Genomic DNA, 26,173 nt, shown 5'->3' with positions numbered 1-26,173 from the left:
GCCACTGAATGGGACCACCGGCGAGTCTGGTGGCGTGAAGTGCGTGGGCCCGCACCGGGGCCGGGTCCGCGTGCGCGACGTGCGCGAGCGGCGTCGTAAATTGTGGGGGTGGGTCGCGCCACGAGCGGCGAACGGGGCGGGGCCGTGGAAGACTAATGCCGTCCCTGTGTCCACCGGAGGAGTACGCGCATGAGCATGGAAGGCGCCAAGAAGCGCGGCGGCGGCGGAAATTCCGGCCTGCTGCTGCTCGGTCTGGGCCTCTACACGGTCATGATGGCGTACCTGCTGCGTGTGCCGTGCCGGGTGCCCAACTGGAACCTCGCGGAGGACGTCCCCGAACTGTGCGCCACCGTGATCGGCACCGGCGATATGGGTGTGCGCTCCACGGACGCGGCCGGCGGCTTCTTCACCGGCGGACCGACCGGGGATCAGCCGGTCCTGGTGGGCATGATCACCACCATCATCGGCTGGTTCGCCTCCAACCTCTCCTCCCTGCTGGGTATCGACGTGGACCAGGGCATCTACCTGGACCTCTCCCTCGTTCTGCTGGCCCTGGTGTGGTTGGCCATCGTGGCCGTGGTGTCCTCGCTGAGTGGTTCACGCTCATCAGATGCGCTGGTCATGGCCCTGTCACCCGTGGTGGTGCTCGTGGGTTTCCAGACCTGGGACCTGTGGGCCGTGCTTTTCATGATGCTCGCCCTGCTGGGCTACGTGCGCGGCAACCCGGCGCTCGCGGGATTCATGGTGGGCTTTGGCGCGTCCGTGGCGTTCTTCCCCGTGGTGGTCCTGCTGGCCATCCTGATCATGGCCGCACGCCACCGGTTCATCAAGGACTTCATCAGCGCGCTCCTGTGCGCCGCTATCGCGTGGATTCTGATCAACGGCACGTACATGCTCACGGCGTGGGATCAATGGCGGGCACAGTTCGACAACATCGTGGACTCCAATACGGAACAGTCCTCGTTCTGGAACGTGTGGAACAACAACATTGAACCGCGCACCGGTCTGGCCCTGGACGGCGGCAGCGTGGGTCAGTACGTGCTCCTGACCATGGTGCTGGGCTTGGTGTTCGTGCTGCTGATCTCGTTGCTGAGCCGCCGTGAACCGTCCGTGGTGCAGGTGATGTTCCTGCTGCTGGCCCTGTGGGTGCTGCTGGCCAAGGATTACTCGCTCAACTACGTGCTGTGGCTGGTGCCACTGGTGATCCTGTGCCGCCGCAACTGGATCGAATTCGGTCTTTGGCAAGCGGTTGAAGTGCTCTACTGGGCCACCGTGGTGCTCCCCGCTGCCGCCTGGCCCACCCTGCCGTGGGTCGAACAATTCGGGTGGGCGCCCCAGGACATTCTGGCGGTCATCCGCTACCTGTTCCTGATTTACTTTGTGGTGGCCGCGGTGATCGACATGTTTCGCGGCCGCAAGGCGCTGGCGCTCGGGGCGTCCGCTCTCACATGATGCAACCCCGGTCACCAGGCCATGAGCCAACCCCAGCCACCCATGCCTCTCGGAAAGGGATCATGGAGAACCGCAAGCCTTCGATGGCCCACTGGCAACCGCCCTCGTTGCGATCACTTCTCAAGCCCTTGTTGTTGATCTTGGCGGGAGTGGTCGTGGTGGTTCTGTTGTGGAGCACCGTGATCAACTTCTTCCTGGTCGCACGCGAACCCGAGTCCGCTGTTGACAACTACCTCGCGCAATTGGAGCGGGGCAGTGCACGGCAGGTTTTGGCCCCGCTGAGCATCACCAGCAGTGATCCCATGGTGCAGATCCTGCCCAACTCCGTGTACCGCAATTCGCACGACCGCCCGGTGGCTCATGAGATCGTGTCCGTCTCCGAGCACGGAACCCAGGCCGATGTCGAGGTGGACGTGCGCACGGGTGACGACCAGACCCACCGCCTGACGTACACGGTGGACAAGCTGACCACTTCCGGTTTCCTCAACGACACGTGGCGGCTCAAGGACCTGGACAACCAAACGGTCGAGGTGAAGCTGCCCGCGGCGGTGGACACCCTGTCCGTGAACGGCCAGTCCGTACGGCCCGCCACCGGCGCGTTGCGCGCTATAGATGACGGCCCCGCCCGTGCGTGGCAGTTCGCGGGCCTCCCCGGTAGTTACGACGTGGGTTTCCCTGAGGACTCCTACTTGGTGGCTAGTACGAATGCCACTGGGAGCATAGACATTCGAGATCCCCGGTCCGTGTCCATGGAACTCACGTTCGGGCCCTCCCCGCGAATGTGGGAGACGGTTGACCGTGAAATCGGCGCGGTGATCAGCGATTGTGAAGGTGGGCTTCGCCTGGACCTCGAAAAGTGCCCGGCGCCCAGCTCATGGGCGGAGGGAGCGGCGTCGGAGTCGGAAAACGCGCAACCCGACGCCCTGCCGGACGGGGTGAGCAATGTGGAATGGGAACTGGAGGTCCGGCCGGCACTGGTTCTGCAACCCGATGACGCGGATCCGCTCCAGTTCCATGCTCAGCGCTACCGCCCGGCCGTGGCCAAGGTGACGTATCGCGAAGACGGACGCGCCAAGACCGAGCGCGTGGAATTCGGTCTGGACGTTACCACTCGCTCCACCGGGAACGACATCACCACGGACGTGCAATTGCGCCGAGCGCTGACCGATACCGAACGGGCATTCGACGCCTCGTAAACTGGAACCAGTCGAAGAGGGAGTCATCGTGGCCCAAGAGCCGGAATACTACACACCTCAGCCGCTGCCCCCACGCGACGGCACTCGAGCCGGTGGATATCAGCGGGGCAATCACCAGGACGGCGGATTCCGCCCCGGCGGTTTCCAGCACAACCCCGGGCAGTCCTCCTGGGGTCAACCCCGCCAGGGTCCGGCCGTGGTCAACGTGGTGGGCGGCAAGTCCGCCCTGTTGTCCTATGTGCTGTGGTTCTTCCTGGGCTGGCTGGGTGTGCACAAGTTCTACCTGCAGCAGCCCTTTCAGGGAATCTTCTACATTCTGCTGTGGGCCATTGGTTGGTTCACCACCCCGATCATCATCGGCTGGTTCATCCTGGGCTTCTGGGGGCTGCTCATGATCATTGATCTGTTCCTCATCCCGCTGCGGGTCGCGCAGCTCAACGTGCGGCTGGCCCGCCGTGTCAATGGCTACTGAGCCGCAGTTGTAGTAAACTCGGCAAGTCTGTGTGCCGTTCGATACGCGATCGGTACCGACAAACGCACAGAACCTCCTGCTGCGGAAGGACCGCAGCCGTTTAGCCCGAAGGAGGTGGGTTCTTTACATGCGTGAATACGAATTGATGGTGATCCTCAACCCCGAGGTCGAGGAGCGCGCCGTTGAGCCGACCCTCAAGAAGTTCCTCGAGGTAGTCACCAAGGAGAACGGCACCGTCGACAACGTCGACATCTGGGGCCGTCGTCGCTTGGCCTACGAGATCCAGAAGAAGGCCGAAGGCATTTACGCCGTTGTGAACTTCACCGCTGAGCCGCACACCGCTCAGGAACTGGACCGTGTCCTGGGCCTGAACGAGGCCGTGATGCGCACCAAGATCATCCGCCCTGAAGAACAGAAGATCGAAGCCAAGTGAGTTGACTGTGCGGTCCACCAGGGCTGCACAGGGCGTCTCACCCACGCCCCTTACGGGATAACCGTGAGATGCTTCAAAACCCACAACGTCTCGCATCCAGCGTCCACAGATACCGGAGGTTCACATGGCTGGCGATACCGTCATTACAGTGATCGGCAATCTGACCGCCGACCCCGAACTGCGCTTCACTCCGTCCGGAGCCGCGGTGGCCAATTTCACGATTGCATCCACCCCGCGGGCCTTCGATCGGCAGTCCAATGAGTGGAAGGATCAGGAAACCCTGTTCCTGCGCTGCTCGGTGTGGCGTGAAGCAGCGGAGAACGTGGCAGAGTCCCTGAGCAAGGGCACTCGCGTGATCGTTCAAGGTCGGCTCAAAGCACGCTCGTACGAGACCAAGGAAGGGGAGCGACGCACCAGCCAGGAGCTGGAAGTCGACGAGATCGGCCCTTCCATGCGGTACGCAACCGCCAAGATCAACCGCAACTCGCGCGGTGGTGGCCAGGGAGGCAACTCCTACGGCGGCAACCAGAGCTTCGGTAACACCGGCGGTGGTGGTGGCGGCGGCGGATTCGGTGGAGACTCCGGATTCAGCGGCGGCCAGCAGGGTGGCGGCTTTGGTGGAAACCAGGGCGGCAACTTCGCCGGCTCCGGCGGCGGCAACCAGCAAAGTGGTTTCAGCGGGGGTAACCCCGGTGCCAACCGCGGCGGTGGCGCGCAGCAGCGTCCGCAACAGGGCAACGATCCTTGGGGTCAGTCCTCCGGTGGTAATTACGACTGGGGTGCCGATTCCGAAGATGAGCCCCCCTTCTAAACACACTTATTCACCCCATCCCGCAGGCCCGCCTGCGGGCTCCGCATCCGAAAAGGAGCACCACGATGGCCAAGGCTGAAATTCGCAAGCCGAAACCAAAGCAGAACCCGCTCAAGGCGGCAGGCGTCACCGAGATCGATTACAAAGACGTCGCTCTGCTTCGCAAGTTCATCTCCGACCGCGGCAAGATCCGTGCACGCCGCGTGACCGGCGTGTCCGTTCAGGAGCAGCGCAAGATCGCTTTGGCGATCAAGAACGCTCGTGAAGTTGCTTTGCTGCCCTACTCCGGCGCCGGCCGCTGATCTGAGAGGACTGAGAATCTATGGCAAAGATCATTCTGACCCACGAAGTTTCCGGGCTGGGTTCAGCCGGTGACGTGGTTGACGTGAAGAACGGCTACGCCCGTAACTTCCTCTTCCCGCGCGGTTTTGCAACCCCCTGGAGCCGTGGCGCTGAAAAGCAGATCGAATCCATCAAGAACGCACGTGCCGCTCGTGACCTGGCATCCCTGGAGGATGCACAGGCCCTGGCTGCCAAGCTGACCTCCACCACCTTGACCGTTCCGGTCAAGTCCGGTGCCGAGGGCCGCTTGTTCGGCACGGTGCGCGCTGAAGACGTTGCCAAGGCCGTCCAGGCCTCGGGTCTGGGCTCCATCGACAAGCGTCGTGTCGAGCTCACCCAGCGCATCAAGACCACCGGCGTGTACCAGGCCGTGGTTCGACTGCACGAAGAGGTCAACGCGAACGTCGAGTTCGAGGTTGTCCCCGCCTGATTTCATCCCCTGGGCATCCCGCGCGATGCCCCCGGAATGTGATTGAGAAGAATCCCGCAGGTCACCGACCTGCGGGATTCTTCTTTGTGTTTCCACGGTTTGGCCGGCACCGATGACTTTCCCAAGTTTCGCGGCCGGAAGCCCCGGGGGGTTACATGTGATGATTTTCGGTATGGAAATCAAGGCACGCAGGGGACTCAGCGGGTCTCAGCTTTACTGGGTCGGACTGGGCTGCCTCGGCCTGGCCGTCGCAGCCTTTGCCGGGAGCTTTACCCTGGGCACCTCTCTGGACCCCCGAGGGGCCGTATTGGTGCTGGTGATCGGGTTGGTCGTCAGCGTCATAGCGTCCATTATTGCGGCGATACTGGGCATTGCCGGGTTGGTTGCCTTTCCCCCGCTGAGGGGGAGGTTCATTGTCCTGTTGGTACTTTCGCTGCTGTTATCACCGTTGCTGTGGCTCGGGCTGATCGCCGCCGTGCTCTAGTTATCCACAGGGCCGTCCACAACCCGTGCACAAGTTGCGCGGCGTGTTCCACACGCTGTCCACAGGTTTTCCACAACCCGTGGACAGCGCATCTCGTCAAGCCTCGCGAATCATGCGGCTGTCGTCGCGGATCTGACCCACGAGTTCCTCGAGCATGTCCTCCAGCGTGACGATGCCGTCCACGCGACCGTCCGCTGAAATCACGGCGCCCAGATGGGCACCCGAGTTCTGCATGATGGTCAGCGCCTGTCGCAGCGGCATATCCGCGTCAATGCGCGGCAGTGCGCGCACCTGGGTGGCCTCGATGGGAAGGTCGCGAGCGGCGTCGTCCTCTTCGATCAGGTCCTTGATGTGGACGTAACCGGCCAGCGAGCCGTCACGGGCGAGCATCGGGAAGCGCGAGTAGCTGTCCGCGGCAATGATCTCCGCCTGGGCCGTGGTGACGCCCGAGGGCAGGCACGTCACCTTGCTCATGGGGATCAGGATGCCGTTGACGCTGCGTTCCTCGAAGGTCAGGGCGCCCAGGAGTAGGCGCTCGTCGTTGGCTTCGAGCAACCCGCCGTGGCGTGATTCGGCGACCAGGGCGGCAACCTCGTCGCGGGTGAAGACCGAGGTGACCTCGTCCTTGGGCTGCACGCGCATCAGGCGCAGAATGCCGTTGGAGATCCCGTTCATGAGCCACAGCAGCGGCCGCAGCACGGTGACCACGCCCATCAGGAGGGGGCCCAGCACCAGGGCGCTGCGCTCGGGGGTGGCCAGCGCGATGTTTTTCGGGACCATCTCGCCGACCACCACGTGCAGGTAGGTCACCAAGGCCAGCGCGATCGCGAATGCAATCGGGTGCTGCAGGGCCTCCGGCACGCCGATCGCGGCGAACGGAACTTCGAGCAGGTGCGCAATGGCCGGTTCACTGATCGCGCCGAGAGCCAGGGTGCAAATGGTGATGCCCAGCTGCGCGCCCGCCATCATGAGCGAGACGTTTTCCATGGCCCTGAGGGTGACCTTGGCGGCCCACTTACCCTCGAGCGCCCTGGGTTCGATCACGGTGCGGCGCGCGGAGATCAGGGCGAATTCCGCGCCCACGAAGAATGCGTTGCCCGCAAGCAGCAACACGGTGAGCAGCACTCCGGCGAAGTCGTTCATCGGTTTTCCTCCTGCTCGACGACGCCGCTGGGGGCCTCGGGGTGGTCCGTGGCCTTCGCGTTGTGCTCCTGGTTTTCGTGCTCGGTCTCATCCTCGGACGGCAGCTCGTGCACGCGAGCGGTCAGCTCGGTGATGCGGTGTTCGTCCAGGTCGGTCACTTCGAACGTGATGAGTTGGGGATCCTCGCCGGGGTCAGGATCGGATTCGACCGTGACGGTGTCTCCCACCTCGGCCAGGCGGCCCAGGTTCAAGGTGATGAGCCCGGCCAGGGTTTCGTAGTCCTCGTGTTCGGGGACCGTGACGCCCAGGTGCTCACTGGCCTCGTCCGGGCGCAGGGCCGCGGAGAAGGTCCACACGTCATCGTGTTGTTCGGCGTGGGGCTCGTCCTGGGGGTCGTGCTCGTCGCGCACCTCACCCACGAGTTCCTCCACGAGGTCCTCCAGGGTGACCAGCCCGGCGATGTCGCCGAACTCGTCCACGAGCAGGGTCATCTGCAGGGCACCGGTGCGCAGCACGTCCATGAGGTCGTCGAGTTCCACGGTGTCCGGGACAAAGCGGGCCTCGCCCATGATGTCCTCGACGGTCACGGACTCACGTTGGGCGTAGGGCACGGCCAGGGCCCGGCGTACGTGCACCTGGCCCAGAACGTGTTCCTTGTCGTCGTGCAGCACCGGGAAGCGGGAGAAACCGGTGGCCTTGGACTCTCGCAGCAGATCCCGCACGGTGTTGTTCGGGGAGAGGGTGACCATTTGACCGCGCGGGGTCATCACGTCATGTGCGCGGCGGTCACCGAACGCGAACGAGCGCTCAACCAGCTCCGCGGTCTGGGAGGCCAGTGCGCCCTGATTGGCGGAATGGCGGACCAGCCCGGCGAGTTCCTCGGGGGAGCGCGTTGAGGCCAGTTCCTCTTGTGGTTCCACGCCCAACGCGCGCACGATCTTGTTGGCGTTGTTGTTGAACAGGCGGATGGGCCAGCCCAGCACCTTGGTGAAGCCGCGCTGAAATCCGACCACTGCCTTCGCGGTGGCCAGGGGCTTGGCAATGGCAAGGTTCTTGGGTACCAGTTCGCCGAAGATCATGGTCAGGCCGGTGGCCAGCACCAGCGCAAGCGTGATGGAGGTGGAGCGGGCAGCGACGGGTGACAGGCCGACGTCGGTGAGCGGCCCCACGATGAGGGCGGCAATGGCGGGTTCCGCGAGGAAGCCGATGCCCAGGTTGGTGACGGTGATGCCCAGCTGGGCTCCGGAGAGCTGGGTGGACAGGGTTTTCATGCCCTTCAACACACCCTGGGAGCGGCGGTCCCCGGTCTTGGCGGCGGCCTCTACGTCATTTCGATTGACGGTGATGAGGGAGAACTCGGCGGCAACAAAGGCGCCGCACGCTGCGACCAGCACGAGTCCGACGATGATGGAGACGACTTCCACTAGCTCCACCACCCCTGGCTACAACTCAGAAAACCGGGTCTTTCACAGGGGGCGTCGCTAGGGGCGCTCATGATCTCCGTATCTAGGTGAGGGCGGCGCGCCAAGCGCCGCGAGGTATGAAACGGGATCAATCTACAGGCGAAACCCGGGAGTTTCCAGGGGGTGAGCGGCGTCGTGGTCCCCCTTGGCGAACGCGTGTTATCCGTGTCGTGGCACAGTGCGACAATGGAGCGCAGTCTTTGAGGAATGGAAGTGAGTGAGGGTGTCGGAATACACGTCCGGATCGCGCGAGGAGTACGGGCGCTCGCTGCCGCATGACAACGTGGCGGAGCAGTCGGTGCTGGGCGGCATGCTGCTCTCCAAGGACGCCATTGCGGACGTGGTGGAAGTGCTGCGCGGAGTGGATTTCTACAAGCCGGCGCACGAATCCGTTTACGACGCCGTGATCTCCCTGTACGGGCGCGGCGAACCCGCCGATGCAATCACCGTGGGCGACGAGCTCACCAAGCGCGGTGAGATCGAACGCATCGGTGGCGTGGCGTACCTGCACTCGCTGATCGCGTCCGTACCGACCGCGGCCAATGCGGGTTTCTACGCGGAGATCGTGCGCGAGCGTGCGGTGCTGCGGCGGTTGGTGGAGGCCGGTACCAAGATTGCGCAGCTGGGGTACTCGCAGGACGGCGAGGTCGATGACATCGTCAACGAGGCTCAGGGCGAGATCTACCAGGTGGCGGAGCGGCGCACGTCCGAGGACTACGTGGTGCTCAGTGACGTCATGGAGGCCGCGGTCGACGAGATCGAGGCCGCCGGTAACCGCGAGGGCATGCAGGGTGTGCCCACCGGGTTCATTGAACTGGACGAGCTGACCCACGGGTTCCAGGGCGGACAAATGATCGTGATCGCGGCGCGCCCGGCCATGGGTAAGTCCACGTTCGCGCTGGACATCGCACGCTCCGCGTCCATCAAGCACAACATGACCTCCGTGATCTTCTCGCTCGAAATGAGCCGTAATGAGATCGCCATGCGTCTGTTGGCCGCGGAGGGCACCCTGCAGATGCAGGACCTGCGCGCCGGCACACTGCAGGACGAGCAGTGGGCCAAGATCGCGCAGATCATGGGCAAAATGGATTCGGCGCCGCTGTTCATCGACGATTCGCCCAACATGTCGCTCATGGAGATTCGCGCCAAGTGCCGGCGCCTGAAGCAAAAGCATGATTTGAAGCTCGTGGTCCTCGACTACCTGCAGCTCATGAGTTCCGGCAAGAAGGTCGAATCCCGTCAGCAGGAGGTCTCCGAGTTCTCCCGTGCGCTCAAGCTGCTGGCCAAGGAGCTCGAAGTTCCGGTCATCGCGCTGTCCCAGCTGAACCGTGGCTCCGAGCAGCGCACGGACAAAAAGCCGCAGGTGAGTGACCTGCGCGAATCGGGTTGCCTGACCGGCGACACCCGGATTCTGCGCGCGGACACGGGCGCGGAGACGACCATGCGTGAGCTGTACGAGTCGGGCGAGAAGGACGTGCCCGTGTGGGCGCTCGCGGACGACCTGCGTTACGTGCAGCGACCGATGACGCACGTGTTCTCCACCGGTGTGAAGCCCGTCTTCCGGTTGCGTCTGGCGTCCGGGCGCGAGGTGCGGGCGACGGCGAACCACAAGTTCTTCACGTACGCGGGCTGGCGGGCTCTGGGCGACCTGGGTGTGGGGGATCGGTTGGGTATCCCGCGGCATGTGGGGGCGCCCGTTTCTTCTGTATCCATGAGTGACGCTGAAGTGACCGCCTTGGGCGCGCAGTTGGCCGGGCTCTCGTCCGTGCCAGCTTCAATATTCGGACTTCCCAAGGACCAGGTGCGGTTGCTGCTCAGCTCGGCATGGTCCCGTTCCGGATCGATTTCCTCGGCAACGTCCGGCGAGTGCGGTGAGATTTCTCTGACGACGACGTCGCGTGACGCCGCCGATGCCGTGGCCCGCCTGCTGTTGCGGTTCGGAATCGTGGGGACTGTTTCTTCAGGTGCAGGTACTGCTGCTTCTGTCGTGTCGATTGACGAGTTCGAGGATCAGCTGATGTTCCTGGAGCAGATCCCTGTGGCTGGTGAATCTGCGGTGGCCGCGACCCAGCTGCGTTCTGCTTTGCGGGCTGTGAAGGGAAAAAAGGCTGCTTCCGACCCCGACGGAATGTACAACGCGTGGGACGAGGTCCGGAGTCTTTTGGAAAACCGCGTATCGGCGTCCTCTGTGGCTGGTGGCGGCGCGGCGACGATCACCCGACCGCCCCAATCTCGGCTGGAAGAAGTCATTTCCGCGCTCGATACCCACGACCTGGACATGATGGCGATGAACGATCTGTATTGGGATCGCATTGTGTCCATGGAGGATGACGGCGTGGAGGAAGTCTTTGATGCCACCGTGGTTGGCGCCCACAACTTTGTGGCCAACGGCGTGACCGTCCACAACTCGATCGAGCAGGACGCGGACATGGTCATCCTGCTGCACCGTGAGGACGTCTACGACAAGGAGTCACCGCGTGCCGGTGAGGCCGATGTGATCGTGGCGAAGCACCGCAACGGCCCCACCAAGACGATCGTGGTGGCGTTCCAGGGTCATTACTCGCGGTTCGCGAACATGGCGCTGGAGGGGTTCTAAGATCCGGGGACATCAAGCCTTAATCCACTGACGAGGGCCTGATTGCGATACGTAATTATTGTCGAAATGCTCATTTGGCCGGGAAGAATAAGACTTGTTCAGGGTTCCGTCGTGAGCTCGCAAAGGTTTTCAACAAGTCACCGCGAACCAGCTATGTAGGGCTGTCCGTGGGAATCACGGCTCTCCTGATGATAGGAGGTCCCGCGGTCGCCTCGCCATCAGCTTCTAGCGTTGCGCCCGCTATGGGGGTGTCTTCGAAGGCGGCCTTTGCATCGAATAAGTCAGTAGGCGAGAAGTTTAATGCCCAGGTGTCCGAGTCTGGCAAATATATGCAGACCTCCCCTGACGGATCGGTCTACTTCGACCTGGCAGCCGCCCGAGCTGCCGGTGCAAGTCCAGAAATCATTGATATCGGGCAGACAATTAATCAGCTAGCGTCCGCTCATAACGCTACTGGAAATGGAACGACGGCTGCCCGGCTGAGCGTTCCTGTCTGGGGGAATTGGTGCGGGCCTGGTTACGGTGGAGGACCTGCTCTCGATGTGCTGGATTCGATCTGCAGGAAGCACGACCGGTGCTACGGCTCACGGGGTTACTTTGCTTGTTCCTGCGATCGAGCTATCGTCACGGACATCCGGCAGAACGCCCACCGCATGAATTCCCGGGAACGCGCAACGGCGGCCGCTGTGAGCACCTACTTCACCTACTGTTTGTGCAATCCGCTCAAGTAGAAATCGGAGTGTGGCTGTTATGGCTGCTACTGACCCGTCCAGAGACATTCGGGGGGCTGAGCGCCGGCCGACTGCTACGTGGATATTAATGCTTTTGGCCTTGGTGTTTGTTCTGCTGATGCCGGATTGGACTGGATCCGGCAGCAATCGACCCGTTTGGCTCTTCCTGATCCCCATCTTCCTCGGGCTGATCGGGGCGGCCTTCGCCGTGTACACTCGCCACTTCTGGTGGGCCTTCGCCTCCGTGCTTTGGGGCCTCGTGCTCATCCAGGGGCTAGTAGTGCTCGTCACACTTATCAGCGGGCCGTGAATTCATGGTCGCACCAAGCCATCAGTGCCCGTCCTTGGTCATCGGCCACCGGTCATCGTGGCGGAGCACCGTAACGGCCCCACCAAGACCATCGTGGTGGCGTTCCAAGGTCACTACTCGCGGTTCGCGAACATGGCGTTGGAGGGGGTCTAGGCGCGAGGGCCGGCCGAGCGGCGTCGTCCGCTGGAGAACGGTATTAGAGGGGCATGTACTCCCGAAAATTGGTGTACCCGTTAACTGGTTACGTGACGAGAGAAGGTAGACGATCTCTTAATCACGACTCTCGTGACAACAGCCCTGACCGCGTTGGGTCCCTCTGTGGTGGGACGCGAAGCAGGTGTCGGAGGGTTCCGCCTTTGCGCTGGCCACCAGTCTCGTCTCGAACAATGGAGCGTTCTTCGTGGGTAACAAGCTTGGGCGGGCGCTGCCCGAGTCCGACTTCCACGTGAGTGATGGCGCGAATCGAATCGGGAGGGTGTTGGATATGGATGTTTTCCGCCGGTTCCTCGACCTCATTCTGAGGAACCGAGTCGTGCGGTGCATGAAGCCTCATCTCACAGAACGCCGTCCGCCGAAAGAACTTTACGCCTCCGTTCGATCTTCAGGAATGGCGCATGCGTGGGGCGCAGCGGTCCATCTGGTCGTTGCGTTAGTCGCTGCTCCGATCTCATAGTTCGCCGTGCTGTGGATTCTGGGGCTGCGAGGGCTGCTGCACGTCTACCCGGTCTTGCTACAGCTGCGCATCCATTGGCGCCTGCAGCGATTGATGAATTGCGGGCAACCTTGATAACCGTGCTCGTTGAGTCATGGTCTGATGAGGTCAACTCTTGCAGCGGTGTTCGTTCAAATTTTTCACGTGGCATCTGCTCTCAGAACCCTTGAATTTAATGGGGTGCGACGTAGATGTGTTCAAATTCCGATCTGGCTATTGGTAAAATTCTGGCATGCAGCCCATCGTGTTCCCCCACATCCCGTTCGATGGTTCTTTGGCGTCGGCGCTCTTCGATCTTGAGCGTGTCCGAGTTGATTTTCGTACTGAACGGTTGGCGGATCCACTAACTCTTGAGCTCCGGCGACTGTTCCAGGGGCTGACCAGCATCATGTCAGCTCGGATCGAAGGTAACCGAACCACGGTGGCAGATGTGATCGCAGAAACACGTCGGGCGCAGAGCACGGGAGAAGATGCACAGGACGCCGTCCGAGAGATTCTCCAACTTGAGGAAGCTACAAGATATATAGACCGTCTGGTCGAGGAAGAGACTCTACGAATCTCGCATAAACTGGTCCGGGATTTGCACCAGTTGTCCGTGAACGGTCTGGAACGCGAGGGGGATCCTCATCCGGGTAGTTACAGGACGACCCCGGTTGCCATATCTGGGGCACGCCATATCCCCCCGGAACCAGCGGCGATTCAAGCGGACATGGATCAGTTGATCGATTTCGCGAATCAGGATGTCCTGTCTCAACAGCAGCTGATTCAAGTGGCATTGGTCCATCATCGATTTGTTTGGATCCACCCATTTGCCAATGGCAATGGCCGGGTCTCCAGACTCTTGACATACGCGATGCTCACCAATCGGGGATACACGTCCCCCAGCGACGCTCGACCGTTGAACCCCACCGCCGTCTTTGGCGCGGATCGACAGGCGTACTACGACAATCTGGCCGTGGCGGACAGCTTGTCGGAGGACGGCACTCTCGCGTGGTGCCACTACATGATCAGAGGGCTTCGAGACGATCTCTTTTCAGTAACCCAGTTGTCGGATCGGTTGTTCATTGCAGATGAAGTATTCGCTCCGGCGCTGAACGCTGCAGTGGCCGGGGGTGATGTGAAAGAAAGTGATGCCAATGTTCTTTACGAGGTGGCCAGGCGTGGGAAGTGCAAGCCGGGTGACCTTCGCGATGTCCTACCCGGATCCCCGTCATCTCGCAGCCACAAACTGAAGAAGCTCTTGGACGCTAACCTTCTGCTGAAAGTGCGGAATCCAGCTGGATACGGGATCGGTCTGTGGCAAAACCAGCTGACTATTCACGTGGTGCGTCGGTTGGACGAGTTGGGAATGTTGCCGTCAGTTCTGAAGGACTGACACGGTGTCTGCACTCCGCAGCGTGAAGTGAGATAGACGCAGAATCCGGGTTCGGAATTGACACTTTCATCCCCTCAGACTGCGTCCGTGCGAACCTGCGCCCCAGATGTCACCCCGTGCTAACTTGGCGGCATGACTGGGGCGATCCAGCAGCCGCATCCGGTCTTGCGGGACTACCTCGCCGGGCCAATGGTGGGCTATGACATCACCCTCAGCGAAGATCAGGTGCACCTCGGCGTCCCCAACGCGACGGCCACGCTGATCATCGCCCTTGATGAGCCACTCGATGTCGGCTGGTTCGGCGAGCGTGATTCGCAAAAGCTGTGGGCCTCGGCCTCCGGGCTGCACCTGTCTCCCGCCCTGATTCGCACCCACGGATTACAGCGCGGAATCCAACTTCAACTGACACCGTTGGGCTGCCGTGCACTCTTCGGAGCACCCTTGGCCGAGTTGGCCGGACAGAGCGTGGACCTGGTTGAGTTGCCGCGCGGGCTGACGGAGAGTGAATACGCTCGGATTGCCGAACAAGCCGAGTGGCCCCAGCGGTTTGCGGTCCTAGAATTTTTACTCCTGGACCGCCTGGAAGAGTTCCTGATGCCCGCCGACATCCGCCGCGCGTGGCGATTGCTGTGCCGCGGATGCGGGGTGGCCCAGACCGCCGCCGACGTCGGGTGGTCACGTCGGTATCTCAACATCAGGGTTCGCAGCGAGGTCGGCATCTCGCCCAAGCAACTCAGTCGCCTCGCCCGTTTCTCCCGAGCTCGAACGATGGTCCGCCAGGGTGCCAGGCTCGCCGACGCCGCTTACGCCGCAGGTTTCGCCGATCAGTCCCATCTGTCGAGAGAATGGCACACGCTCGCGGGGCAGTCGCCGACGAGCGAGCAAGAGTTCCCATTTCTTCAAGACCTGCAGTACCCCGGCCCGGCAGGATGAGGTCATGACACACAACATGAAACCACAGCTGTTCCATTCACTGACCTTCACCGACGCCGCTCGCGGCGCGGAGTTCTTACGGGCCCTGGGGTTCGAAGAGGTGGTCTTGTATGCCGATGACAACGATCCGAGCGTCGTCGAGCATGCCCAATATCGATGGCGCGACAACGGCGGCGTGATGTTCGGGTCCGTGCGCAAAGACAACCCGCACGCGCATGCCGAGATGGTCGGGCAGGCCAAGTGCTACTTGGTGGTGGACACAGACACCGAAGTGGACGAAGTATTCCGAAGGGCGCTCGCAGCCGACGGCACAAGCATTGCGGAGCCCACGGATCAGGACTACGGAGGGCGTTCGGCAACCATCGCGGACCCCGAAGGTAACCAATGGAGCGTGGGGTCTTATCCGGGTGAGTGATGTCTTGAGGGGCAGCATGGGAAGGTGCGCGGCTCGAGGGCTGACTGGGTGCCGATGATCGGGTGACGCCCCGACCCCAGCCACACAATGCTCACCGGATTCTCTGCACCGCCCGCAGTGCGTGGTACGCGGCGGGTCGAATGGGCAGGTCCCAGGCCCCCAGGTGCTCCAGAACATGACCGCCGAACGATGCTTTGAACTTGGTGAACCCTGCCCACGGGTGCCCGGGGTCGTCGTTGGGTGCGATCCCGAACAGATCGGCCGCCTCAAGTTTGCGTTCTCGACCGTCCAGAACGGCCGCGACCGTGAGCGACTGTTGCGCCCGCAACTTTCGGTACGCGGGATCGGATGCACCGTGGAGGAACATTCGCACACCGCCGTCATCGATCACCAGGTTCGCGCTGAGCACCTGGTCACCCTGACGGGCGAGAAAGAGGGTGCCGGCGCCGGTAGGAAGTGTGGTCTCGGCCAGGGTCCTAAGATGCGTGGAGTCACGAGACCGGAAGTCCTGACGCTGTGCGGTCGAGGCCAGCAGGCTGATCAAATGATGGATGTCCCCCGGGTCGTGGCTGGCCTCAATCGTCAGGCCACGTTTTGCCGTACTGCGGTGGAGGGTGCGGTTGGTGCCGGTCATGGCTCTCAGCAGTTCCGGCTCGTCCACCGTCAGGTCCAGACACCGGGTCCGGAGTGGCTGCAGGGCGCGAGCCGCTCGTCGGAAGCCTCGGCTTTGCAGGACTGTTCGACGCCGGAAGATTTCCTTGTCGGTCGCCTGCCGAAACCAACCCGACGGGCTGGGTGGTTCCACGCGCAAGAACCACGATCGGGTGTCTCGAGCCTGGGTGAATAGCCAGCGCAGGGCGGCGTCGAAGGATTCGTTGTCTCGGGCCACCGGGCCGTAGGGGCAGTACAGATAGCGGCCAACGGGCCGCTCCTCCACGATGGCCTGCGCCATCCATCCCTCTCCATGGCCGGAAAGCACACGGCGACCTTCGGCCTCCTGGACCCGGCGCCACGTGGTCCCTTGAAGCGGAGCGAGAATCACTGTACGGGGCTTTCGGTGGTTACTGAGCAGCACCGGGCGAGAAGGAGAGCGTTCTGGCGGGGGGCATTCAGCAGGTCGTCAAAAAATCTTATTATCTGCATTTGCACAGAGTACAGCCGCCCGGTGCGAGTCGACAGTGGCACCCGGGTCTGATCAGGTGTGTTGCTCCGCCGCTATCGTCATTGGCGGCAGCCCGCGTGGTGACGTTAGGGTGACCGTCATGCTTTCCACTGAACAGGCGGCTTATAAGCTGGCCTTTCTGATCGCGGACGCTTTGATCCGGAGTGGTTCGGGATCGGCCAGCACCACCAAGTCCCTCCTGTCGATCTTCCAGAAGACCGAGATGCCCAACGTCACCGTGAGTGTCAGCTTGGGCCAGGTCACCATCAGTCACCAGGAAGAGCCCGACGACGCGCCCAGCACCCGCATCCTCGAATCCGAACCGGGCACGCTGGACATTGGCCTGCGTACCGAGACCGGTGAGGTACTTGAAGCCTTTGTGATGAATCAGCTCTCCATCGATGAGGCCATCCGGAAGATGGAAGAGGTCACAGCCACATCGCGTGTCATCGGGCATCGTCTGACTGCCACGGGCTTCGCAATGTTCGGTGTCGGATTCGCTCTCATTCTGGGTGGCGGACTGGTCACGACCCTGAGCTCCGCCTTGGTTGCCGCTGCCGTATATGCGGTCTACGCACTGGTCGTGCGCACCCAGGCACCCGCGATTTTCAGTCTCGCAGCGGGTGGCTTCACCGCGGTTATGGGCGCATGCGTCTCCGGCCTCTTCTTTTCGACGTCGCAGCCCGCGGTCTGCATCGTCGCGTCCCTGGCTGCCTGGTTGGCAGGTATCGCCGCCTACAGCGCGGTGCACGACGTCATCACCGGATGGTACATCTCAGCCTCCGGCCGCATCTTGGACGTGGTCACCAGTACCGCCGGCCTGGTCGCCGGTGTGACCCTGGGTATCCATTTGATGCAGCCGATCTTTGGTGAGGACATGAACTTCATCGAACACCTGGAGATGGACGACACCCGCTGGGGGCTGTCAGTGCTCGGTGCCGTTCTGGTGTCGGCCGGCTTTGCGCTCGCCTCCGGAGGACGTGGTTGGAAACTCGGAGCACTTGGCGTGTTCGGCGGGTTGGTGATGCTCTTCATGCTTTCCCTGACCACCGCCGGTATCAGTTCCTTCGGGGCCATCTTGATCGCATCCATTGCGGCCGGGGCCGTGTGCGTGGTCCTCACGCGCGCGCTCAACATGGCGTCCAACGCCTCCCTGATGGTCGTACTCCTGCCGCTGTTCCCCGGGATGCTGGTGTACCAGGGCGTGCTGGGCACGATCTTCGGCATGGACGGCGCCGGCGAGTCATTGTTGGACGCCACCATCACGGCGTTCTGCTTGTCCATGGGGGCCATCCTGGGTCAGTACCTCGCCTCCGAGGCGCTGTGGGCCAGCCGCCGCAAACAATTCACCCACAAATACCCGGATCGTGCTTTCCGCAAGGAGATGGCTGACGAGGAGAATTTCAGCGACATCATGGTCCCGATCTTCTCCAAGCCGTTCACGCAGTGACCGGTTGAGTCGGGGTTCTGCAGCACAGAAATCTCATGTGCAGAAAATGCCGCTTCGCCGCGGGATCCGTGCACTTGCCTCCCACCAGATTGCGGTGCTGCGTTTTCCTCCCCTAAGACCGCGGGCAATCCCGGTTTTTTCTATGAACTCGCATATTCTGTGTGGTAGTTCCACGCCCGTACCCCCCGCGGAGCGTGTTCCCCCCCCCACCCCACGGAGTTCCCTCGTGACCCCTGACCAGCACTCAGTTCTCGTGGCGGACGACGACCCCGATATTCGGGATCTCGTGGTTTTCAAACTCGAACAGGCCGGTTTCAATGTTCGAGCCGTGGGAGACGGCAATGCGGCCCTCGAGGTGCTCAAGGACACCGCACCGGACCTGGTGGTGCTGGACGTCATGATGCCGGGACTCAGCGGATTGGACGTCTTGCGTCAGATCCGGGCCGAGCAACGCCTCGATCCGGTCAAGGTGCTCCTGCTGACCGCACGCGCCCGGGACACGGACGTGGACGACGGTTACAACACCGGCGCGGACGACTACGTGACCAAGCCCTTCAGCCCGCGAGAATTGCTGCACCGGGTCAACACCCTGCTCGGCCGGGGACGGTGAACCGTTCGTGGTGACCCCCACCGTGGTGGCCCCGCAGCTGTTGACCGGGGTGTTGTGGGTCCTGGTGTGGGCCGCGATCTTTCTGCTCGCCGTGATCCTCGGCGCGCGGGCCGGGCGGCTCTGGCGCGAACGCCGAGAACGCCAGGTCCTCCAAGAGCTGAGACCCGCCATGCTCGCGGTGGCCTCGGGGGAGGACGAAGACTCCTCCGCACTGGGTCGGCTGACCACGGTGACCCACCAACGCGTACGCGTGGTGGACCGCACGGTCTCCACCATGCTCTCCAAGGTCAAGGGGGAACCGGCGCGCGCCCTGGCCCAGGTGCTGCGCTCGCACGGCCGGGCGAACTGGGCGCTGCGGGGGCTGGCCTCCAAACGCTCGATCCGGCGCGCGTACTCGGCCTGGCCCCTCGGGTTGATGCGGGAGCGCGAATCGGGGTCCAAGATCGTCCCCCTGCTCCAGGACCGTTCCATGGACGTGGTGGTCGCCGCAGCGCGCGCCCTCACGCTCCTCGGCGACAGCACGGCCGCCCGGCCCGTGGTGCGCGCGGTGGCCCCGCGACGTCGTCCGCGCGGACTCCCCAGCTGGGTGGCCGTCGAGTCCCTGTGCGCGTTCGACGACGCCGTGGCCCCCGTGGTCGCGGAGGCGACGGCGCACCCGCAACCTTCCGTGCGCCACGTCGCGGCCACGGTGATCGGCACCCGCCCGTTACCGCGAGCTGCCCCTGTGGTCCGGCAACGGCTCGCCGTGGAGCAGGACCCCCGGACCCTCGCGGCGCTCGTGGAAGCACTCGGTGAAATCGGGGGTTCGCTCGATCTGCCCATGCTGTCCCGCTTCGCACAGCATTCGGACGAGACCGTGGCGCTCGCTGCCGTGGATGCCCTTGAGGAAATCGGGCTGCCCTCATCGGTGGAAGCGTTGGCCCCGCTCGTTGCGGACACCCGTCCGAGACTGTCCGAACGCGCGGCCGTGGCCCTCGCGGAGCTGGGGCCGCGGGGCCGCGAGCGGCTGCGGGCGTTCGCGGACGCCCCGGGTCCCGCTGAGCTGCCCGCCACCTACGCACTGCAACTCGCAACCATGAGGAGTGCCACCCGTGGACTGGATTGAGTTGTTGCGCGCCGCCGTCGCGGCCGTGCTCGCGTTCGTAGCGTGGCCCGTTCTCGTGTACTTCCTGCTGATCAACACCTCCTACCTGGCAATGATCGTGCTGGCGACCGTGGACTTCGTGTCGCATCGGCAGCGGGTCCCGTTCGCCGGTCGCGAGGAGCTCATGCGATCCCGGACCATGCCGGGAATCAGCGTGGTGACGGCCATGCATAACGAGGAGATGGGGATCCGCGTGGCCGTGGAATCATTCCTGTCCCTGCAACACCCGCATCACGAGGTCATTGTGGTGGACGACGGCAGCACCGACAACGGCTTTGAGGTGCTCCGTAAAGCCTTCGACCTGGTCCCGGTGACACGCCGGATGCCGCAGGACGTGGCAGTTCTGGAAGCGCCCACGAGTATTCATATGCCTCGCGACGGGCGGACCCGGCTGACGGTGGTGCGTAAGGCCAACTCGGGCCGCAGTGATTCGGTCAACGCGGGCGTGAACCTGGCCCGCGAGGACCTTGTGTTGTTCGTGGACTCGGACTCCATTTTGGACCCCGGGGCGCTGCTGGCGGTGGCCCGGCCGTTCATTGAGGACCCGATCACCACGGTGGCAGCCGGAGGGGTCATCCGCGCCGCCAACGGGTGCCGGGTGAAGGGCGGGCGCGTGCTGGATGTCCGGATGCCCGGAAGGCCCCTTGCCGACATCCAGGTTCTGGAATATCTTCGCGCCTTCCACCTGGGCCGGGCCGGGTGGTCCCGGATTAATGCGCTCTTACTGATCAGCGGGGCTTTCGGCGTCTTCCGCCGTGACGCATTGATCTCGGTGGGCGGCTTCGACACCAGTAGCATCGGCGAGGATTTCGAGCTGGTCATGCGGTTGCACAAGACCTTCCGGCAGCAGGGCAAGCCCTACCGTGTCACGTTCTTGACCGAACCCATCTGCTGGACCGAGGTGCCCGACACCGCTGCCGTGCTACGCAGACAACGGTCACGGTGGCATCGAGGCCTGTGGGAGACGCTGTGGGCCTACCGGGACATGCTGTTCAACCCCCGCTACGGTCGGCTGGGTCTCGTGGCGGTGCCCTACTACTGGGTCTTCGAGCTGATCGCCCCGCTGTTGGAGCTCCTGGGATTGGCGCTCATCATCCTCGGTTTCGCCCTCGGGCTGGTGTCATGGCAATACTTCCTGCTCTTCATGTTCGTGGCCTACGCCTACGCCATCATCGTGACCCTTGCCGCGGTGACCGTGGAGGAACTGAGCTACCACAAATACCCTCGCTGGCGGGATCTGGGGATCACCCTGATAGCCGCCGTGCTCGAGAACGCGGGTTACCGTCAACTCACCGCGTGGTGGCGTCTGGAGGGCTGGTTCGCCGCACTGACGGGGCGCCAGCAGAAGTGGGGGACCATGACTCGCTTGGGCTTCACCGAGGTGGACTCGTGAGCTCCCGGGCTCAGCGCATGCGCGCGAGGCTGGGTAGCGCGGGCCACCGCAGGGTACGTGTCATCCTGCAGCGGTTGATCATCCTGTGGTTTGTGGCACTGCTGATCACGGGAGCCACAGCCGCGTGGGGACTGGCATCCGTGCGGGAGCACGTGGAGACGACCCGGACCACCATCACGCCCCTCGTGGACGCAACCCATGAAATGCAAGGGGCCCTCCTGCAGGCCCAGACCGCCTCGCGGGGGTTTGTCATCAGCCAGGATGAGGATTTCGCGCAGGATTATGTGCGGGCGACCGCTGATCTGACCGCCGCCCAGGAGCGACTCGAGACCATTGCGGCAGGCCGTCTGCCCGAGATCCAACGCATGAACGATGCCGTGGATGAATGGCTGGTCCTGACACGCACTCCGGACAGTTCCTCCCCGCGGTCAACGACCAATCTGCAGCAGACCGCGGCGGCAATGGATGAGGCCCTGGCCCAGTTGGACGGTCTCAGCGACACCGCGGTGGAGTTGCGGAAGCAAAGTAGGACGGAACTGAACCGGTCCATGAGGGCGGCCGGTATAGCCTTGCTGGCGGCCGCACTGGTGTCCTCCGCCGTGATCCTCGTGGCGCTGCGTCGGGTGGATCAGCTATTGGCCGCTCCCCTGCTGAATCTGCAGCGCACCGTGGCTCGACAAAGTCAGAGTGAAGCCGATGCCGTTGCGGACACCTCGCGGGGTGCCGTGGAACTCATCCACCTTGCGAAGACCTTCAACGAGGCGGTTCGGGAGGCCCGGGAAGTGGCCGCTCAGCGTGAGCGGACGGTCGAGCAACTGCACGAGTTGAACCGGCAGAAATCCATGTTCGTATCCACCACGAACCATGAGCTGCGCACCCCGCTCACCTCCATCAGCGGCTATGTGGAAATGCTGCAGGACGGGGACTACGGGAAGATCACTCCGGAGCAGGATCGCGTGCTGAACGTGGTCCACCGCAATACCAACCGGTTACTACTGCTCATCGAGGACCTCCTGCTGATCAATAAGCTGGACCAGGAGCAAGAGGGCCGCTCAAGGCACTACCGCGAGCTGGATCTCGCAGACTGCGCCTCCCGGGTGATGACCAATCTCGTCCCGCAGGCCACGAGGGGTCAGGTGGTCATCAGGGGTGAGATCGCAGGAACGTGGCCGGTGCTGGGGGACAGGGACCGATTGGAACGGGCCATCACCAACGTGGTGGGTAATGCCGTGAAGTTCACCCCACCGGGTGGCACGGTGACCCTTTCCCTCTCCCGCACGCCCGACGGCACGGGAGCGCGATTGCTGTGCGAGGACACGGGAATGGGGATCCCCGCCCAGGACATCGATTTGTTGTTCACCAGCTTCACCCGTGCCTCGAACGCCGCGGACCAGCAGATCCCCGGTACGGGATTGGGGCTGGTCATTGTGCGCACGATCGTGGAGCAGCACGGCGGGACCGTGGAGCTGCACTCGGTCGAGGGAGAAGGAACCACGGTCATCATGGACCTGCCCCTGGTTCCGGAGGATGGCGCGGCGCCTCTGTCCCAGGGCTGAGCCGCTCGGGTCTTCCTGAACCCGGAACCGGACATAGTGTGGAGACCATGCAGGACCACCACACCGCTATGCAGACCGTCGCCGCCGCACCCACACCCCTGAGCGTCCTCTCCGACGTCTTCGGCTACGACGAGTTCCGCGGTGAACAGGCCGCCATCATTGATCAGGTGATGAGCGGGGGAGAAGCGGTGGTCCTCATGCCCACCGGCGGCGGTAAATCACTGTGCTATCAGATCCCCTCGATTCTCCGTGAGGGCACCGGGATCGTCGTCTCGCCCCTGATCGCGCTCATGTCGGACCAGGTGGCGGCGCTTGAGGCAGTGGGAATTCGAGCGGCCTTCCTGAACTCCTCCCTGGATTTCCAGCAGGCCCAAGCGGTTGAACAACAACTGCTCGCCGGCGACATCGATCTGCTCTACATGGCACCCGAACGACTGATCCTGCCGCGCACCCTGGACCTGCTCCGCCGGGCCCGGATCGCGCTCTTCGCCATCGACGAGGCGCACTGTGTTGCCCAGTGGGGCCACGACTTCCGACCCGATTACCTGGGTCTGTCCGTGCTTGCGGATGCGTTCCCCAGCGTCCCTCGAATTGCGCTGACCGCCACGGCCACCCGCAGCACGCATCGCGAAATCACCGAGCGCCTGCGCATGGAGAACGCCGTTCACTTCGTTTCCAACTTCGACCGCCCCAATATCCAGTACCGGATCGAGCCCAAGGACCGCGGCCGCGATCAGCTTCTGAAGTTCATCACCACCGAGCACGACGGCGACGCCGGCATCGTCTACTGCCTCTCCCGCAAAAGCGTGGAAACGACCGCGCAGTGGCTGGAGAAGCACGGGATTGCAGCATTGCCATATCACGCGGGTCTGGAGGTGTCGGTCCGGCATGATCACCAGGAACGGTTCCTGCGCGAAGAGGGGATCGTGATCGTTGCAACCATCGCGTTCGGCATGGGCATCGACAAACCGGACGTGCGCTTCGTCGCCCACCTGGATCTGCCCAAGAGCATTGAGGGTTACTACCAGGAGACGGGCCGCGCGGGACGCGACGGGCTCCCGTCGACCGCGTGGCTGGCTTACGGTCTGGGTGATGTGGTCAATCAGCGGCGCCTGATCGACCGCGGCGAGGGCAACGAACTGCACATGCGCAACGCGCGCTCGCACCTGGACGCGATGCTCGCCCTGTGTGAGACCGTCTCATGCCGGCGCGTGCAGCTGCTGCGCTACTTCGGCCAGGAGTCCGAGCCGTGCGGAAACTGCGATACGTGCCTCAAGCCGCCCACCATGTGGGATGCGACGGTGCCCGCACAAAAGTTGCTCTCCGCCCTCATCCGGTTGCAGCGCGAGCGCAGTCAGCAGTTCGGGTCGGGCAAGGTCTTCGACGTGCTGCTCGGCCGAGAGAACGAGCGTTCCGTGGAGTCACGTCACCATGAACTCAGCGTGTGGGGGATCGGCACGGAGCTGACCGAGCGCGAATGGCGTTCGGTGCTGCGGCAGCTGCTCGCGCGCGGGGTCGTGGAGGCCGTGGGTGACTACGGTGTGCTCGTCCCCGGTCCGAACGCCGGTCCCGTGTTGCGCGGCGAAGTCACCCTGGACTTGGCGGTCGACAGGGCGCCGACGTCGCCGGCTCGCGGTCGCGCTCGGTCCGCCGGGGGCGCCCGCACCTCGGCCGCCGAGGGCTTGGAGACGGCGGACCGCGACGTCTTCGAGACCCTGCGGTCATGGCGCACGTCGGTGGCCAAGGAGAAGCAGATTCCGCCGTACATGGTGTTCTCGGATGCAACCCTGGTGGGCATCGTGGAGGCGAAGCCTGCGAGCGTGCGAGCATTGGGTGCCGTGAGCGGCGTCGGCGCGAAGAAGCTCGCGGAGTACGGGGACGCGGTGCTGGAGGCGCTCGGCGCGCACGCGTGAACAACACGTGCACGCGGCGTCGTCGGCGAATGACGGATGGACTGCGTTATGGCGCGGCGGGACTGGCCCAGGCCTCGGAGTAAAACCTCTCCGACCGGGATTCCAGCAAGTCCCTGTACGGATCCGGCTCGAAACTCTGCGCGGAATCCCCGGGGATGTCGGAAGTGAAGACGGAAACGCCCAACCCGGCCTCGCGAGTGTCCAGGGTCAGCCCGGCGGCCTCGATCAGGGTGGGGAACATGTTGAGCTGATCGGCGTCGGAGCGGGTCTCGGGGGTGCCGGTCTCGCCCGGAACCCAGATGCGATTGAAGATCGTGCGGTTGGTGTCCCCGCCCAGCTGCTCGTGGAAGGCGTCGCCGGCGCTCATGTGCTTGAGGTGGTCACCCATGATCACCACGGAGGTGTCCTCGAGATATCCCATCTGGTTCAGATATTCCACGAAGTCCGCGACCTGGGTCATGGAACAGAAGAACGCGGAGGTCACTTCACTTTCGGTGTCCACGGTGCAGTAGTCGTAGATGTGCACCGGTTCGTGGGTGTCCAGGGTGAGCATGGACAGGTTGAACGGCTGGCCCGTCTGCACCGACGTGGCGTGCAGCTGATCGATCTCGTCCTTGGCGTTGGCCATGAGGCGCTGATCGCTCAGGCCCCAGTCACTGCGGAAGCTTTCCTCGGCTTCCCCGGCGGCACGCCAGTCGTCGAGGCCCAGATCCTTGGTGTACCCGTGGCTTGCCAGGAACGTGCCCTTGGCGGCAAAGGACGGGTTGGCGCCGCCCAGGAACACGTTGTTGTAACCCTGCTCGGCCAGGATGTCGCCCAGGCAGGTGAGGCCGCCCAGGTAGTTGTTCATACTGCCGACGAGTTGGTCGGGGGAACCACTGTCCACCGAGGCCCCCACGCCCTTGAGCGGTACACCGCACTGCGTGGAGACCAGCCCGGACATGGTCCAGCCGCCGCCCTCGTACTGGTTGAAGTTCTCGATGCTCTGCCAGCCGTCTTCGGGTCGCGTCACGTCCTTCAGGGGAGCAAAGGCGTCCTTCTCGAAGTGCTCGTCGTTCGCGAGGGTCTGCTCACCGGACTCCAAGTAGATCGTCACCAGATTGCGCTTGGCGTCCGCGCTGGTGACCGTGGGTTCCGCGTAGTAGTCGCCCATGTTGTACGGCGAACTGGCCGAACGGATGTAGTCCCCAATGCCCACGGTGGAGGCGAACGCCGTGGTTCCGCCCGCCGCAACCGTGGCAACCACGGCGGTCGAGATACCGCGCATGGCCCATTTCTTGCTGTGAGGCTGGGTGTCGTACCCCAGCCGACGGCGCTTGCGGCGCCGGAAATACTGCCACACCGCAATGCCGACGGTGATGACCAGGGGTAGTACACCGATGCCCAGAATGCCCATCCAGACCAGGGAGCCACCGCCGCCGTCGGTTTCCAAGGTGACAATGTTGAGGCGCATCTGCCCGAAGGAGATCTTGCCGAAGTAGTTTCGGATGCCGATCGCGGCAATGAGCATGGCGAGACCGGCCCAGATCAACACGTACACCAGGAGGTACCCCAGGATCACGCCAAACCGGCGGATTGCAGGGAGGGTCCGGGTGATCATGAGAACTCCTCGCGTGCGATGCCCAGCCCATTGCCGAGCATCCGTGG

General features: G+C 63.4%; 23 protein-coding genes. 19 read left to right on the top strand and 4 right to left on the bottom strand.

The window, feature by feature from the left end; translation table 11 throughout:
- Window positions 1-189: 189 nt before the first annotated feature.
- From ABEA06_RS08385 to ABEA06_RS08350, 8 genes are all read left to right on the top strand, one after another.
- A complete protein-coding gene (locus tag ABEA06_RS08385) occupies window positions 190-1,452 on the top strand; it encodes a glycosyltransferase 87 family protein (protein WP_345311173.1) in 1,263 nt (420 codons plus the stop codon).
- Between the two features lie 62 nt (window positions 1,453-1,514).
- Window positions 1,515-2,648, top strand: coding sequence for a hypothetical protein (locus ABEA06_RS08380; RefSeq protein ID WP_345311172.1), 1,134 nt, complete (start codon window positions 1,515-1,517; stop codon window positions 2,646-2,648).
- Window positions 2,649-2,676: 28 nt separating this feature from the next.
- Complete coding sequence (locus tag ABEA06_RS08375) at window positions 2,677-3,120, top strand: TM2 domain-containing protein (protein WP_345311171.1); 444 nt, start codon at window positions 2,677-2,679, stop codon at window positions 3,118-3,120.
- Window positions 3,121-3,247: 127 nt separating this feature from the next.
- The gene (rpsF, locus tag ABEA06_RS08370) at window positions 3,248-3,553 is read left to right on the top strand and encodes a 30S ribosomal protein S6 (protein ID WP_095797186.1); all 306 of its coding nucleotides are present in this window, start codon (window positions 3,248-3,250) and stop codon (window positions 3,551-3,553) included.
- Window positions 3,554-3,677: 124 nt separating this feature from the next.
- Entirely contained in the window at window positions 3,678-4,364 is a 687-nt protein-coding gene (locus ABEA06_RS08365; protein WP_303381744.1) for a single-stranded DNA-binding protein, read from the top strand.
- 65 nt (window positions 4,365-4,429) lie between these two features.
- Window positions 4,430-4,666 (top strand): 30S ribosomal protein S18, encoded by a 237-nt coding sequence (rpsR, locus tag ABEA06_RS08360; RefSeq protein ID WP_016998183.1) that lies wholly within the window; start codon window positions 4,430-4,432, stop codon window positions 4,664-4,666.
- A 20-nt stretch (window positions 4,667-4,686) separates the two neighbouring features.
- The gene (rplI, locus tag ABEA06_RS08355; protein WP_303381745.1) at window positions 4,687-5,136 is read left to right on the top strand and encodes a 50S ribosomal protein L9; all 450 of its coding nucleotides are present in this window, start codon (window positions 4,687-4,689) and stop codon (window positions 5,134-5,136) included.
- A gap of 172 nt (window positions 5,137-5,308) precedes the next feature.
- Window positions 5,309-5,620: a hypothetical protein gene (locus tag ABEA06_RS08350; protein WP_303381746.1), complete on the top strand. Its 312-nt coding sequence runs from the start codon at window positions 5,309-5,311 to the stop codon at window positions 5,618-5,620.
- 96 nt (window positions 5,621-5,716) lie between these two features.
- On the opposite strand, the gene ABEA06_RS08345 is transcribed toward ABEA06_RS08350, so the two are convergent.
- Both ABEA06_RS08345 and ABEA06_RS08340 read right to left on the bottom strand, forming a co-directional pair.
- The gene (locus ABEA06_RS08345; RefSeq protein ID WP_303381747.1) at window positions 5,717-6,763 is read right to left on the bottom strand and encodes a hemolysin family protein; all 1,047 of its coding nucleotides are present in this window, start codon (window positions 6,761-6,763) and stop codon (window positions 5,717-5,719) included.
- Window positions 6,760-8,196, bottom strand: a complete 1,437-nt coding sequence (locus ABEA06_RS08340) for a hemolysin family protein (RefSeq protein ID WP_345311170.1) — start codon at window positions 8,194-8,196, stop codon at window positions 6,760-6,762. The genes ABEA06_RS08345 and ABEA06_RS08340 overlap by 4 nt, the downstream gene beginning before the upstream one ends.
- Before the next feature lie 253 nt (window positions 8,197-8,449).
- Between ABEA06_RS08340 and dnaB the strand changes: the two genes are divergently transcribed.
- The 5 genes from dnaB to ABEA06_RS08315 all read left to right on the top strand — a co-directional run bounded on the left by dnaB (window position 8,450) and on the right by ABEA06_RS08315 (window position 15,298).
- Entirely contained in the window at window positions 8,450-10,822 is a 2,373-nt protein-coding gene (gene dnaB, locus ABEA06_RS08335) for a replicative DNA helicase (protein ID WP_345311169.1), read from the top strand.
- 819 nt (window positions 10,823-11,641) lie between these two features.
- Window positions 11,642-11,863 carry a hypothetical protein gene (locus ABEA06_RS08330; protein WP_303381750.1) on the top strand — a complete coding sequence of 74 codons (222 nt, stop codon included), beginning with the start codon at window positions 11,642-11,644 and terminating at the stop codon, window positions 11,861-11,863.
- Window positions 11,864-12,807: 944 nt separating this feature from the next.
- Window positions 12,808-13,950, top strand: a complete 1,143-nt coding sequence (locus ABEA06_RS08325) for a Fic family protein (RefSeq protein WP_303381751.1) — start codon at window positions 12,808-12,810, stop codon at window positions 13,948-13,950.
- 132 nt (window positions 13,951-14,082) lie between these two features.
- Complete coding sequence (locus tag ABEA06_RS08320) at window positions 14,083-14,883, top strand: helix-turn-helix domain-containing protein (RefSeq protein WP_303381752.1); 801 nt, start codon at window positions 14,083-14,085, stop codon at window positions 14,881-14,883.
- Between the two features lie 4 nt (window positions 14,884-14,887).
- Complete coding sequence (locus ABEA06_RS08315) at window positions 14,888-15,298, top strand: VOC family protein (RefSeq protein WP_303381753.1); 411 nt, start codon at window positions 14,888-14,890, stop codon at window positions 15,296-15,298.
- Window positions 15,299-15,389: 91 nt separating this feature from the next.
- Here ABEA06_RS08315 and ABEA06_RS08310 read toward each other — a convergent pair whose 3' ends face one another.
- Window positions 15,390-16,250, bottom strand: coding sequence for a lipid II:glycine glycyltransferase FemX (locus ABEA06_RS08310; protein WP_303381754.1), 861 nt, complete (start codon window positions 16,248-16,250; stop codon window positions 15,390-15,392).
- A 310-nt stretch (window positions 16,251-16,560) separates the two neighbouring features.
- On the opposite strand from ABEA06_RS08310, the gene ABEA06_RS08305 reads away from it, so the two are divergent.
- The 6 genes from ABEA06_RS08305 (at window position 16,561) to recQ (ending at window position 24,526) form a co-directional block, all read left to right on the top strand.
- A complete protein-coding gene (locus ABEA06_RS08305; protein ID WP_303381755.1) occupies window positions 16,561-17,910 on the top strand; it encodes a threonine/serine exporter family protein in 1,350 nt (449 codons plus the stop codon).
- 226 nt (window positions 17,911-18,136) lie between these two features.
- Entirely contained in the window at window positions 18,137-18,520 is a 384-nt protein-coding gene (locus ABEA06_RS08300) for a response regulator transcription factor (protein ID WP_345311168.1), read from the top strand.
- Window positions 18,521-18,527: 7 nt separating this feature from the next.
- Window positions 18,528-19,625: a HEAT repeat domain-containing protein gene (locus tag ABEA06_RS08295; RefSeq protein WP_345311167.1), complete on the top strand. Its 1,098-nt coding sequence runs from the start codon at window positions 18,528-18,530 to the stop codon at window positions 19,623-19,625.
- Window positions 19,612-21,057, top strand: coding sequence for a glycosyltransferase family 2 protein (locus ABEA06_RS08290; RefSeq protein ID WP_345311166.1), 1,446 nt, complete (start codon window positions 19,612-19,614; stop codon window positions 21,055-21,057). Before ABEA06_RS08295 ends, ABEA06_RS08290 begins: the two co-directional genes overlap by 14 nt.
- A complete protein-coding gene (locus ABEA06_RS08285) occupies window positions 21,054-22,613 on the top strand; it encodes an ATP-binding protein (protein WP_345311165.1) in 1,560 nt (519 codons plus the stop codon). The genes ABEA06_RS08290 and ABEA06_RS08285 overlap by 4 nt, the downstream gene beginning before the upstream one ends.
- Before the next feature lie 47 nt (window positions 22,614-22,660).
- Window positions 22,661-24,526 (top strand): DNA helicase RecQ, encoded by a 1,866-nt coding sequence (gene recQ / locus ABEA06_RS08280; protein WP_345311164.1) that lies wholly within the window; start codon window positions 22,661-22,663, stop codon window positions 24,524-24,526.
- Between the two features lie 46 nt (window positions 24,527-24,572).
- Here the strand turns inward: recQ and ABEA06_RS08275 are convergent, their stop codons facing one another.
- Window positions 24,573-26,126 carry an LTA synthase family protein gene (locus tag ABEA06_RS08275; RefSeq protein WP_345311163.1) on the bottom strand — a complete coding sequence of 518 codons (1,554 nt, stop codon included), beginning with the start codon at window positions 26,124-26,126 and terminating at the stop codon, window positions 24,573-24,575.
- Window positions 26,127-26,173: the final 47 nt, after the last annotated feature.

It is taken from the genome of Kocuria gwangalliensis, assembly GCF_039544365.1.
Classification (GTDB): domain Bacteria; phylum Actinomycetota; class Actinomycetes; order Actinomycetales; family Micrococcaceae; genus Kocuria; species Kocuria gwangalliensis.
The sequence above is the reverse complement of the archived record's forward strand: the minus strand, read 5'-3'. Positions and strand labels throughout refer to the sequence as shown.